The sequence below is a fragment of the Streptomyces odontotermitis genome (assembly GCF_050510915.1).
Taxonomy (GTDB): domain Bacteria; phylum Actinomycetota; class Actinomycetes; order Streptomycetales; family Streptomycetaceae; genus Streptomyces.
On record NZ_JBNJLS010000001.1, the window covers coordinates 448,981 to 461,528 of the forward strand.

Genomic DNA, 12,548 nt, shown 5'->3' on the forward strand with positions numbered 1-12,548 from the left:
CAGCAGTCTTGCGCGAGTTCAGCCTTCCGGCCCTGTACGAGGTCCCCGCGGACGGCAATCTGACCGACATCGTCCGCAGAAATGCCGCGCAGCACCCGGATGTCGCTGTCATCGGCCGGAAGGTGAACGGCACCTGGCAGGACGTCACCGCCACCGCCTTCCTCGCCGAGGTGCGCGCCGCCGCCAAGGGCCTCATCGCCGCGGGGGTGCGGCCGGGCGACCGCGTCGGCCTGATGTCGCGCACGCGCTACGAGTGGACGCTGATCGACTTCGCGATCTGGAGCGCGGGCGCGGTCACCGTGCCGGTGTACGAGACGAGTTCGGCCGAGCAGATCCAGTGGATCCTGGGCGACTCCGGCGCCGTGGCCATCGTCGTGGAGTCCGAGGCGCACGCGGCCGCCGTCGAGTCGGTGCGCGACCGCCTGCCCGCGCTCGCGCACGTGTGGGAGATCGAGCGCGGCGGCGTCGAGGAGCTGAACCGCACGGGCGCGGACGTCCCGGACGCGACCGTCGACGAGCGCAGCGCCATCGCGGGCGCCGACGACCCGGCGACCATCGTCTACACCTCGGGCACCACGGGCCGCCCCAAGGGCTGTGTGCTCACGCACCGCGCCTTCTTCGCGGAGTGCGGCAATGTGGTGGAGCGCCTCAAACCCCTGTTCCGTACGGGCGAGTGCTCGGTCCTCCTCTTCCTCCCGGTCGCCCATGTCTTCGGCCGCCTTGTCGAGGTGGCGGCGCTGATGGCGCCCATCAAGCTGGGCCACGCGCCCGACATCAAGCACCTCACGGACGAACTGGCCTCCTTCCGGCCGACGATGATCCTCGGTGTCCCGCGCGTCTTCGAGAAGGTCTACAACGCGGCGCGCGCCAAGGCGCAGGCCGACGGCAAGGGCAAGATCTTCGACAAGGCGGCGGACACCGCGATCGCGTACAGCCGCGCCCTGGACACCCCGGCGGGCCCGTCCGTCGGCCTCCGCGTCAAGCACAAGGTCTTCGACAAGCTGGTCTTCAGCAAGCTGCGCGCGGTCCTCGGCGGCCGCGGCGAGTACGCGATCTCCGGCGGCGCCCCGCTCGGCGAGCGCCTCGGCCACTTCTTCCGCGGCATCGGCTTCACGGTCCTGGAGGGCTACGGCCTCACCGAGTCCTGCGCGGCCACGGCCTTCAACCCCTGGGACCGCACGAAGGTCGGCACGGTGGGCCAGCCGCTGCCCGGCTCCGTGGTGCGCATCGCCGACGACGGCGAGGTCCTGCTGCACGGCGAGCACCTGTTCAAGGAGTACTGGAACAACGAGGGCGCGACCGAAGAGGCCCTGGCCGACGGCTGGTTCCACACCGGCGACATCGGCACCCTCGACGAGGACGGCTATCTGCGCATCACCGGCCGCAAGAAGGAGATCATCGTGACGGCGGGCGGCAAGAACGTCGCCCCCGCTGTCATCGAGGACCGCATCCGCGCGCACGCCCTCGTCGCCGAGTGCATGGTCGTCGGCGACGGCCGCCCCTTCGTGGGCGCGCTGGTCACGGTCGACGACGAGTTCCTGGGCCGCTGGGCCGAGGAGCACGGCAAGCCCGCGGGCTCCACGGCGTCCTCGCTGCGCGACGACGCGGAGCTCATCGCGGCGATCCAGGCGGCGGTGGACGACGGCAACGCGGCGGTCTCCAAGGCGGAGTCGGTCCGCAAGTTCCGCGTCCTCTCCTCCCAGTTCACGGAGGAGTCGGGCCACTTGACCCCGTCCCTGAAGCTGAAGCGCAACGTGGTCGCGAAGGACTACGCGGACGAGATCGAGGCGCTGTACCGAGGCTGACGCCGCCGCAGTGCACCGGAGGGGCTCCCACGGGAGCCCCGCACGCGCATGCCGCGCCCCTCGCCTAGAGCAACCCCCGCAACCGCTCGGCCAGCAAGTCCCAGCGCCACTTCTCCTCGACCCACTCCCGTCCCCGCTCCCCCATCCGCCGCCGCAGCTCGGCATCACCGAGAAGCGCGACGATCCGGTCGGCGGCCTCCTCCGGCACCCCGCCCCGGACCACCCACCCCGTCTCCCCGTCGAGCACGGCGTCCGGCGCACCCCCGGAGTCCCCCGCCACCACCGGCAACCCCGTGGCCGAAGCCTCCAGGTACACGATCCCGAGCCCCTCCACGTCGAGGCCCCCGCGCCGCGTGCGGCACGGCATCGCGAACACGTCGCCCGCCCCGTAGTGCGCGGGCAGCTCCGCCCACGGCACCGCCCCGGTGAAGCGGACCGAGTCCGCCACCCCCGTCTGAGCGGCCAGCTTGCGCAGCTCGTCCTCGTAGGGGCCGCCGCCCACGATCAGCAGCACCGCGTCCGGCACCGCCGCCAGGATGCGCGGCATCGCGAGGATCAGGGTGTCCTGCCCCTTGCGGCGGACGAGCCGTGAGACGCACACGACCACCGGCCGGTCGCTCAGCCCGAGCCGCGCCCGCACCGCGTCGCCGCCCGACCCCGGGTGGAAGGTCTTCTCGTCGACGCCGGGCGGCAGTTGGACCATCCGCGTGGCCGCGGCGTCGGTCAGCGCGGAGGCGATCCGGGAGCGCGTGTACTCACCGAGATAGGTGATCGTGTCCGTCGACTCCCCGATCCGCCGCAGCAGCCCGCGCGCGGCGGGCAGCTGCGCCCACCCCGCCTCGTGCCCGTGCGTCGTCGCCACCAGGCGCCGCGCGCCCGCCTTGCGCAGCGCGGGCGCCATCAGGCCGAGCGGGGCGGCGGCCCCGAACCACACCGACGTACAGCCGTGTTCGCGCAGCAGCGAGACCGCGCGCCGGGTCACGCGCGGCGTGGGCAGCAGCATCGTCGTGCGGTCGCGGACCACCCTGAAGGGCTGCTCGGCGTCGAAGGCGGCGGTGGCCTCGGCGCCCTCGCGGCCGCGCTTCCAGGTGGAGGCGTAGACGACGAGCTGCTCGGGATCCAGGCGCAGCGCCATGTTGTGCAGGAACGCCTGGATGCCACCGGGCCTGGGCGGGAAGTCGTTCGTGACGATCAGGGTCTTGTGCATCGCCGCCGACAGTACCGGGCCGCCGCGCCCCGCGCCCCGTCCGGCCAGCCTCGTGGCCCCACCCCCCTCCGCCCGGCATCATGGCTGCCCGAATCACACCGAAACGTCACTTAAGGGGCAGGGAGCGCATGGCGGACGCACAGGGGACAAGGACCGGCCGTACCGCCCTCGCCACGGCACGCCAACTGCCGCCCTGGGCCCGCTTCCTGGCCCTCTGGTCCCTGACCCGGACCGTCCTCCTGCTCTGCGTCTTCCACGTCATCACCGCCCCCGGCCCCGACGTGACCAGCGACGTCTCGGTCATCTACCAGGGCTGGTACGAGGTCCTGCGCACCGGCACCTTCCCGCTCGACGACGTCACCTGGCAGTACCCGCCCGCCGCCGCCCTCGCGGTCCTCTCCCCCGCCCTGCTGCCCGTCCTCGGCTACGCGCAGGCGTTCTTCGTCCTCGCCTTCCTCGCCGACGCCCTCGTGGCCGCGCTGCTCTGGTACGCGGGCCGCCGCCCCGGCAGGTCCCCCCGGGGCGCCTGGGTCTGGGCGGCGGGCGTGGCCCTGCTGGGGCCCATCGTGTACGCCCGCTACGACCTGATGGTGACGGCCGTCGCGGTCGCCGCGCTGCTCGCCGGGGCGCGCCGCCCGCGCCTGATGGGGGCGCTGGCCGGGTTCGGGGCGCTGCTCAAGGTGTGGCCGGTGCTGCTCCTGGTCGGTACCCCGCGCGCGGGGGCGACCCGGCGTTCCTGGACCGCGGCCGTGGCCACCGCCCTCGCGCTCACGCTGGCCTTCGCCGTGGCGATGCCGGGGGCCCTCGCCTTCCTGACGTTCCAGCGCGACCGGGGCACCGAGGTCGAGTCGCTCGGAGCGCTCGTCTTCCACGTCGCGCGCCACCTCGGCTGGCGGGGCGGCGTGCAGCTCAACTACGGCTCGGTCGAATTCCTCGGCCCGTACGTGCCGTTGGTGAGCGCCCTCGCCCAAGCGCTGACCGTGGCGGCCTTCGGATGGCTGCTGCTGTGGCGCCTGCGGGCCCGCGCCTGGTCGGCGAGCACGGCCGCGGACGCCGCCTTCACCGCGGTGCTCCTGTTCACGGTGACGAGCCGGGTGATCAGCCCGCAGTACCTGCTGTGGCTCATCGGGGTCGTGGCCGTGTGCCTGGCCTTCCGCAGCAGCCGGATGCTGCTCCCGGCACGCCTGGTCCTCGTGGCCACCTTCGTCACGTTCCTGGAGTTCCCGGTCTGGTTCTCGCACGTGGTGGCGAGCGACGCCCTCGGCATCACCCTGCTCCTCGTCCGCAACAGCCTGCTGGTGGCCGCCTCCCTCGCCGCCTGCCGCGCCCTGTGGCGCCAGACCGTCACCGAACCCAGGGAGCGGGAGCGGCAGTCGGCGGCGGACGAGGTCAGCCGAGCTCGGTCCGCAGATACGTACGCCACCGCGCCGTGAACTCCTCCGGCGTGGTCCCGAGCACGTCCCGCAGCGCCGACTCCACGGCACCCGCCCTCTTCTTGTGGTCACCGACCGCTTCGTAGAAGTCCGTCAGCTTCCGCTCGCCCCACCGGTCCGCGATCATCCGGCAGGCCAGCCAGGCACCCTCGTACGACTGCGCCAGCTTCGCCGCGTCGCCCGCGAACCCGAAGTCCTCGTCCTCGGGCAGCTTCCCCGGCAGCTGCCCCCGCACCACGGCCCGGCGCAGCTCCGGCGCCGCCTGTGTCGCGCGCCAGCCCGTGCCCCGGTAGCCGACCCAGTCCGCGAAGCCCTCGGAGAGCCAGAGCGGGGTCGCGGGCGAGGTGTGCGCGCGGGTCGCGACATGGGTCGTCTCGTGGGTGATCACGACCTGCTCGCCGAAATCACCGAGGGCGCCGTACGCCTCGGGGTTGACGATGATCCGGTCGGCGGGGGCCTTCGCCGCGCCGCCCGCCTCGCCCGTGGTGACCGCCGCGATCCCCCGGTACCCGGAGGCCGGGGCGCCGAGCAGCCCCGCCATCCCGTCGAGGGTCTTCGGCACGAGGATGACGACCCGCCGCGGCCACGTGCCCGGCCACGCGTCCCGCACGGCGGGCACGGCCCGGTCGGCGCGGTCCGCGAACTCCTCCAGGCGCTCCCCGCCGGCGGCGCCCAGGACGAGGCTGTGCGCGCCCCGTACGACGTCGACGCGCCCCTGGTCCCAGAGTTGCTCCGCCGCCTTCTCGGCGGGGCGCTCAGCGGCCACGGACCACTGCTCCCCGTGCCGCTCCAGGGTCAGGGTGCGCTGCGCCTTGAGCGGGGCGCTGTCGTATCCCTTGATCCGGTAGGCCAGTTCGGCGGTCGCGGTGGCATGCGCGCCGTCGCGGTCGAGCCCGGTCAGGCGGTACGACCACGAAGCGAGCGGGATGTCACGGAGGTTGGCGAGGGCGGTGCCGGGGCCGCCGGTCGCCGCGTACGCCCCGGCGTCGTGCTTCAGGACCGCCGCCGCGCGCCGGTCGAGGAGCCGCGTCACCTCTCCGGAGGCGGGGTCGGGGCGCTCAGGGCCGCCGCAGCCGACAAGGAGGGCGAGGCACAGCGCCGCCGCCCACCCGCCTCTCACCCGCGCACTCCGGTTGCGACCAGCCACGTTTCAGATCGTACGGCCCACGCGCGCGTGCCCCGCCCGCGAGCGGCTCAGACCCGCGTCACCGAGGACACCGGCATCATGCCCACCGGGTCGTAGCGCACCGGCGCCCCCGGGTAGGGCGCGTGCACGACCTGGCCGTTGCCCACGTACATGCCGATGTGGCTCGCGTCGTCCCGGTAGGCCACCAGGTCGCCGGGCTCCGCCTCGGACAGGGACACCTGCCGCCCGGCGTAGCGCTGCTCCTGCGAGGTGCGCGGAAGGCCGACGCCCGCCTGCGCGTACGACCACTGGGTCAGGCCCGAACAGTCGAAGCCCGAGGGCCCGTTGGCGCCCCACACATAGGGCCGGCCCACCGCCTGCCGGGCCGCGGCGAGGGCGGCCGCGGCGCGCGAGGACGACGGCGCGGCGGCGCCGGACAGGTCCGGCATGCTGCTGCGCCCGGAACTCCCGGAGCGCGAACTGCGGTCGTACTCCGCGCGGGCCCGCGACGGCATCGCGTTGAGCAGCCGCCGCGCCTGCGCCAGCTTGTGCTCGACGGACCGCTTGTGCCGGGCCACGGCCTTGCGGCTCTTCTCCAGCTCGGCCAGTTCCCGGGTGGCTTCCGCCCGCTGCTGCGCCAGGGCGCGCTGGGCCCGCTGCAGCTCGGTGAGTTCACCGAGCTGCCGGGCGCTGATGCGGTCGAGGGCGGCCGCCCGGTCGAGGTAGGCGTCCGGGTCCGAGGAGAGCATCAGGGCCACCGCCGGGTCGATGCCCCCCGAGCGGTACTGGGCGCCCGCGAGCGAACCGAGCGCCCCGCGCATCATGTTGATGCGCTCCTGGCCACGCGCGACGCTGTCCTTGGTGCGCGCGGCCTTGGCCCGCAGCCGGTCGGCCCGCTCGTCGGCCTTGTTGTACGCCTCGGTGGCCTTCTCGGCCTGCTCGAAGAGGCGGTCGACCTTGGCGCTGGTGTCGGTCGGACGGTCCTGCGGTGCTGCCCCCGCCGGGGCCGCGCTGAGAGCGGCGGCCGCGGTGGCTGCCGCGGCCGAGATGACGGTGACGCGCGTGCTCCGGTCCAGGCCGGAGGCTGCGGGACGGCGATGGGACCCCACAGGAAGCCGCTCTCCCTTCCGCTGACGAACCCCCGGCGCACCGGGGGAACGCCCCCCGCTTGTCGGGGGAATGCGCGCGACAGTAGCCGCGCGACTACGGAGCGGCCAAAGACCCTGGCGTACGCACACAGCCCTGCGCCCCGTCTCTGACGCAGGTCATCGACGGGGCGCGGGGTCAGCGAGAGGTGCCGGAATTCGCCCGTTCGGACGGTGTCGCCAGGGAGTTGACGCCCGGCTGGGGGTACGGCGTCAGATGCGCACGCCGAACTGGAAGGTGCCCAGGTAGCTCATCGACTCGTAGCGCACCGAGGCGCCGGGGTGCGGGGCGTGCAGCACCTGGCCGTTGCCCGCGTAGAAGCCCACGTGCGCGAGGTTGTTGAAGAACACCAGGTCGCCGGGCTTGAGCTCGCCGCGGCCGATCTTGGTGCCGTCGTTCTGCTGCGTGTACGTGGTCCGGGTTATCTGCACGCCGGCCTGGTTGTACGCCCACTGCGTGAGGCCGGAGCAGTCGTACGAGTTGGGGCCGCTGCCGCCGGAGACGTAGGGCTTGCCTATCTGGGTGGCCGCGGCGGCGAGGGCAGCCTGGCCGCGCTGCGAGGCCGGGACCTCCTTGCCGAGGTCCACGCGGTCGCCGGCGTCGCGGCTCGCGCGCTGCTCCTTGGCGGCGAGAGCCTGCTTCTCCTTGGCGGTCAGGGTGTTGAGCAGCTTCTGGGCGGCGCCCAGCTTCTTCTGGACCTCCGCCTTCTTGTTGCCCAGCTCCTTGCGGGTGTCCGCGAGGTCCTTGAGCTTGTCCGCGGCCTCCTTGCGCTCCTGCGCGAGGGTCCGCTGCTTCTCCTGGATCTTCTTGAGCGCCTCGACCTGCTGGCTGCTCAACTGGTCCAGGGTGGACGCCTTGTCGAGGTAGTCGTCCGGGTCGGAGGAGAGGAAGAGCTGGACCGAGGGGTCGACGCCGCCGGAGCGGTACTGGGCGCTGGCCAGCGAACCGAGGCCGCCGCGCAGCTCGTTGAGGTCCTCCTGGCCGCGGGCGACCTTGTCCTGGAGGCGGTCGACCTGCTTCTCGAGCTTGTCCTGCTTCTCCTTGGCGCCGTTGTACTTGTCGGTCGCCTTCTCGGCCTCTTCGTAGAGCTTGTCGACCTTGGACTTGACCTCGTCCTTGCTCGGCTTCGGGGCGGCCTGGGCGGCCTGCGAAGTGAGGGCCACGGCAGCGGCGGCGGTCGCGGTGAGCACGGTCACGCGTGCGCGGCTCGGCTGCTTGGGTCGACGGTGGGACGCCACGAAGGCGGCTCCTTCTTCCTCCGGCCGCCTGCCGGGGACGCGGCGGGCGGGACCGCCGCCGTCACCCTGGATGAGTGATCAACCGAGCGGAGGTTCGAGGCGAGACCCTAGTGACCTTCCTGTGATCAGATCAAATCCCGACGGAGAAAAAACCGTTCAGCAAGGGTTTTCTTTACTGAGAATCGACAGGCAGTAGCGGTCACTTGACGCTACGTCGCGAAAGTCCGGCACCCAATTCGGGCATAGGGAACAGGAGTTGCACACCGTCACTCAGCCGCGCGAAAGGCGCTTCAGGAGCACCGCCGAAGCGACCGGCCGCGCCCCCGCCTTGGCGATCCCGTCGGCCACCTCGCGGTCGGTGGAGACGACCACCACGGGCCGCCCCGGCGGCTCGGCGCGCACCAGTTGACGGATCAGCTCGTCGGCCGTCACCCCGGGCTTGGAGAACAGCACCCGCACCCCGCGCGGCGGCGCGAGCAGCACCGGCGCGGCCAGCTCGGCGCCGTCGAAGACACAGGTGACCTCGGCGCCGGTCTGCGCGGCCAGCTGCGAGAGCGAACCGAGCAGGCGCAGCCGCTGCTTCTCCAGCGGCATCGTGGGGTAGCCGGTCTTGGTGACGTTGTAGCCGTCGACCACCATGTGCGCCTGCGGCAGCGCGAGCAACTGGTCCAGGATCGCCGGGTCGTTCTCGGACAGGGCGCGGGCCGCGATGTCCTTCGGCGTCATGCGGCCGGGCTCGACGGCGTCCACGGTCTCGGCGGGCCGCAGGGAGACGGGCGGCAGGGCGAGTTCGCGGCGCAGCCCCTGCGCGGCGTCGAGCACCGTGTCGAGCAGCAGCCGGACCCGCATGTCCTCGACGCTGCGCCCCTCGCGCGCGGCCCGGCGGCTGGCCTCCAGGGCCGCCTCGGTCTCGCTGAGCCGGGCCTTGAGCCGCCGCGTCTCGCTCTCGGCGGCCGACACCTGGGCCTGGCCCTCGGCCCGTACCGCCTCGGCCTCGGCTGCCGCCTTGCGCAGCGCGGCCTCACCGCGCTTGACGTCGCTGAGCGCACCGCGCAGCTTGCGGTGCATCGATTCGGCTTCGCGGCGGGCCGATTCCAGCTCCGTGCGCAGCCGTTCGGTCTCGGCCTTCGACTGGCCTCGGGCCGCGGCGAGCTCCTCGCGCAGCCGGTCCAGCTCGGCCCTGGTCTCCTCGTCGGCGCGCTCGGCGTCCGCCCGCTGGGCCTCCTCGCCGGCCGCCGTCACCAGCTTCACCCAGCCCGTGGGGCGCAGCACATAGGCCGCGGCCGCCACGTCGAGGGGGTCCGCGGCCGGGGGCGGGGCACCGGCGTCCAGGGCGCCGGTCAGCTCGGTCTGCGACTCTCTGAGACGTTCGCCGATGCGCTGTCTGAAGAGCGGGTCGCTCTCCAGGGCGGCCGCCATCGCGTTGCCCGCGAACTTGGTGCGCCGGGTCGGCGTGAAGCGCGCGTACTGGCGCAGCTGCGCGGGCAGTTCGGTGAGGGTGAGTCCGCCGAAGCCGTCCGAGACGATCTGGATGACCCGGCGTCGCACGCCATCGGGCAGCGGGCGGTCGAGCACCTCAGCGGCGCCGTCGTCCGGCTCCCCGCCTGCGGTCTCCACCATCCGTCACCCCACTAGCTGTGCGGGTGCCCGCTCCCTCAGGAGCCGGCACCCGGCCTGTCCACGAGTTCCACCTGATCCACCGCATTGCACCAGCGGCAGCGGACCGACTCGATGGTCTCACTGACCACCTCGCGTTCCTCGACCTTCGGCTCACCGGCCAGGTCGAGATGCACATACTCGACGACCTTCGACGCGCGGGTCACGTCAAAACGCGTGAGATTGCCGCAGAGGGTGCAGCGCCACCGGGTGTCGGCGGTCGGCAGGGGAACGCTCATCGTGGCTGTCCGCTTTCCTTCTGTCGTCTCTGACGGCTCTGACGGCTGTGTCGTCGGGCTCCATGGCTCGTACTTCTCATGGTGCTCAATGCCCGTAACCCTATGCCCTGTAAGGGGCTCCGGGTGCGGCGAGGCGGTCTGTGCTGATTGCTCCGGGTACGCCATGCTCTGTTCATGATCAATACGTGGGGCGCAAAGGCGGGCCGGATCGTGCGCGGCCGGTCGGCCCCGGTCACGTACGCCCTGATCGCCGCCTGCTGCCTGGTCTTCGTGCTCTCCCCCGCCTCCGGACTCAACCCGGTGTACGGGACGGGCGACCGGCTCCTGGTCGCCCAGCAGGACTACTTCGCCCGCTGGGGCGTGGTACCCGCACAGCTGTTCAGCGGTGTACCGCGGGCCGCGCTCACCCCGGGCACCGCGCTCTTCGTGCACGCCAGCTGGCTGCATCTGCTCGGCAACATGCTCTTCCTGTACGTCTTCGGAGTCATGGTCGAGGAGCGCATGGGCCATCTCCAGTTCGCCCTCTTCTACCTGGTCTGCGGCTATCTCGCCCTGCTCGCCTACGCGGCGGCGCACGCCGGTTCGAACCAGACCCTGGTGGGCGCGTCCGGCGCGATCTCCGCGGTGTTGGGCGCCTTTCTCCGACTCTTCCCGAAGGCCCGCGTCACCAGTCTCTTCCCGTTCCTCTTCTTCCTGCCGCTGCGGTTTCCCGCGTGGGTCGTGCTGCCGTTCTGGGTGGCGATCCAGTGGCTGGCGGCGGGGCAGGGGGGACGCGGGCACGGGGTGGCGTATCTGGCGCACCTGGTGGGCTTCTCGCTGGGGTTCGCCTACGCCTGGGGGCTGTGCCTACGAACAGGAGGGTGCGCGCGAAGCGCTCTTTGCAAGGGTGGTGGCGGGAGAAGGGAGGGCTAAGGTGAGGGGTCCAGCCATGGCCAGCGAGGGAGACACTCAGCCGTGATCACCGCGATCGTGCTCATCAAGACCAGCGTCGACCAGATCCCGGAGATCGCCGAGTCGATCGCCGCCCTGGACAGCGTCAGCGAGGTCTTCTCCGTGACGGGCACCTACGACCTGATCGCGATGGTGCGCGTGGCCCGCCACGACGACCTCGCGGACGTCATCCCCGGCAAGATCAGCAAGATCAAGGGCGTGGAGGGGACGGACACGCACGTCGCGTTCCGCACCTACTCCCAGCACGACCTGGAGGCGGCCTTCGCCATCGGGCTCGACAGCTGAGCCCTCCGCGCGAACACCGCCTCCACCGTCCCGGTTTCCCTCACACGGCCGGGACGCAACGCCCTTCCACCGTGCGGTAGTTCCACTTCGCGCCGTCCCGGACCAGCTCCTTGACGGCGCCCACGAAGCGCTCCACGTGCTCGTCCGGGGTGCCCGCGCCGAAGCTCACGCGGATCGCGTTGAGCGACTTCTCGCCGGGCGCGGCCTCCGGGGCCCCGCACTCGCCGGGCTCGTCCGGCTCGCTGCCCAGCAGGGTGCGCACGAGCGGGTGGGCGCAGAACAGCCCGTCCCGGACCCCGATCCCGTACTCGGCGGAGAGCGCCGCCGCGAAGTGCGAGCTGTTCCAGCCCTCGACGACGAACGAGATGACGCCCACGCGCGGGGCGTCGTCTCCGAACAGCGAGAGCACCTTCACCTCGGGCACCTCGGCGAGCCCGGCCCGCACCGTCGCGATCAGGTGCTCCTCGCGGGCGACCAGCGTGTCGAAGCCGGCCTCGGTGAGCGCCTTGCAGGCGGAGGCGATCGAGTAGACGCCGATGACGTTCGGCGAACCGGCCTCGTGCCGCGCGGCGGTGTCGTGCCACTCGACGTCGACGCCGCCGTCCGCGCGCCGCGCCACCGTCCGCGAGGCCCCGCCGCCCGCGAGGTACGGCTCGGCCCCCTGCAGCCAGTCGGCCCGCCCGGCGAGCACCCCGGAGCCGAACGGCGCGTACAGCTTGTGCCCGGAGAACGCGATCCAGTCGACGTCCAACTCGCTGACGGAGACCGGGTGGTGGGGCGCCAGCTGCGCGGCGTCGAGCACGATCCGGGCGCCGTGGGCGTGCGCGGCGGCGGCCAGCTCCCGCACCGGCCACAGCTCACCGGTCACGTTGGACGCACCCGTCACGCACACCAGGGCGGGCCCAATGGGGCCTCCCCTGCTCGAACGAAGTTGAGAGCTCGGGGAAGGGTCGCGGTCGGCGAGGGCGCGCTCCAGGGTCTCGACGGCCTGCTGCGGGGTGCGCGGCGCGTTCAGGTAGGTGACGCGGGCGTCGCGCCACGGCAGCAGCGAGGCGTGGTGCTCGGTCTCGAAGACGAAGACCTGGCAGTCGGCGGGCAGCGCGGCCGCGAGCAGGTTGAGCGAGTCGGTGGTCGAGCGCGTGAAGACGACCTGGTCGCCCTCGCGGCAGCCGAGGAACTCCGCGACCGTCCTGCGGCTGTTCTCGAAGAGGTCGGTGGAGAGCTGCGAGAGGTACCCGGCGCCGCGGTGCACGCTGCCGTAGTACGGGGCGTACGCCGCCACGTCGTCCCACACCCGCTGCAGGGCCGGGGCGCTCGCCGCGTAGTCGAGCGCCGCGTAGGTGACCTCACCGCCGGTGACCAGCGGAACGGTGACGTCCCGGCCGAGGACCGGCAGCGGGGCACAGACGGACGAGTCGGCGGCAACGGCGGAAACAGACATAGCGAACTCCCGTGAGAGAAA

At 72.6% G+C, this 12,548-nt stretch carries 11 protein-coding genes; 4 read left to right on the forward strand and 7 right to left on the reverse strand.

The genetic code is table 11. The annotated features are described in order from the left end of the window. Positions 1-8 precede the first annotated feature (8 nt). A complete protein-coding gene (locus ACQB60_RS02120; RefSeq protein WP_496924055.1) occupies positions 9-1,805 on the forward strand; it encodes an AMP-dependent synthetase/ligase in 1,797 nt (598 codons plus the stop codon). Between the two features lie 64 nt (positions 1,806-1,869). Here ACQB60_RS02120 and ACQB60_RS02125 read toward each other — a convergent pair whose 3' ends face one another. Then, positions 1,870-3,012, reverse strand: coding sequence for a glycosyltransferase family 4 protein (locus tag ACQB60_RS02125; protein ID WP_496924056.1), 1,143 nt, complete (start codon positions 3,010-3,012; stop codon positions 1,870-1,872). A 128-nt stretch (positions 3,013-3,140) separates the two neighbouring features. On the opposite strand from ACQB60_RS02125, the gene ACQB60_RS02130 reads away from it, so the two are divergent. After that, positions 3,141-4,445, forward strand: coding sequence for a glycosyltransferase 87 family protein (locus tag ACQB60_RS02130; protein ID WP_496924057.1), 1,305 nt, complete (start codon positions 3,141-3,143; stop codon positions 4,443-4,445). Here the strand turns inward: ACQB60_RS02130 and ACQB60_RS02135 are convergent. The 5 genes from ACQB60_RS02135 to ACQB60_RS02155 form a co-directional block, all read right to left on the reverse strand. Then, entirely contained in the window at positions 4,402-5,592 is a 1,191-nt protein-coding gene (locus tag ACQB60_RS02135; RefSeq protein ID WP_496924058.1) for a hypothetical protein, read from the reverse strand. The genes ACQB60_RS02130 and ACQB60_RS02135 overlap by 44 nt on opposite strands. Positions 5,593-5,639: 47 nt before the next feature. Beyond that, on the reverse strand, positions 5,640-6,680 hold the full coding sequence (locus ACQB60_RS02140) for a C40 family peptidase (RefSeq protein WP_496924059.1): 1,041 nt from the start codon (positions 6,678-6,680) through the stop codon (positions 5,640-5,642). A gap of 249 nt (positions 6,681-6,929) precedes the next feature. Further along, a complete protein-coding gene (locus tag ACQB60_RS02145; protein ID WP_384841889.1) occupies positions 6,930-7,955 on the reverse strand; it encodes a C40 family peptidase in 1,026 nt (341 codons plus the stop codon). 270 nt (positions 7,956-8,225) lie between these two features. Then, positions 8,226-9,575, reverse strand: a complete 1,350-nt coding sequence (locus tag ACQB60_RS02150; RefSeq protein ID WP_496924060.1) for an NYN domain-containing protein — start codon at positions 9,573-9,575, stop codon at positions 8,226-8,228. Positions 9,576-9,610: 35 nt separating this feature from the next. Next, on the reverse strand, positions 9,611-9,850 hold the full coding sequence (locus ACQB60_RS02155) for a hypothetical protein (RefSeq protein ID WP_384841882.1): 240 nt from the start codon (positions 9,848-9,850) through the stop codon (positions 9,611-9,613). 174 nt (positions 9,851-10,024) lie between these two features. Here ACQB60_RS02155 and ACQB60_RS02160 point away from each other — a divergent pair, with 174 nt between their 5' ends. Continuing rightward, positions 10,025-10,762 (forward strand): rhomboid family intramembrane serine protease, encoded by a 738-nt coding sequence (locus ACQB60_RS02160; RefSeq protein WP_496924061.1) that lies wholly within the window; start codon positions 10,025-10,027, stop codon positions 10,760-10,762. Between the two features lie 42 nt (positions 10,763-10,804). Beyond that, positions 10,805-11,086 (forward strand): Lrp/AsnC family transcriptional regulator, encoded by a 282-nt coding sequence (locus ACQB60_RS02165; RefSeq protein WP_384841876.1) that lies wholly within the window; start codon positions 10,805-10,807, stop codon positions 11,084-11,086. 40 nt (positions 11,087-11,126) lie between these two features. Here ACQB60_RS02165 and ACQB60_RS02170 read toward each other — a convergent pair whose 3' ends face one another. Beyond that, positions 11,127-12,527 carry an aminotransferase class V-fold PLP-dependent enzyme gene (locus ACQB60_RS02170; protein ID WP_496924062.1) on the reverse strand — a complete coding sequence of 467 codons (1,401 nt, stop codon included), beginning with the start codon at positions 12,525-12,527 and terminating at the stop codon, positions 11,127-11,129. Positions 12,528-12,548 lie beyond the last annotated feature (21 nt).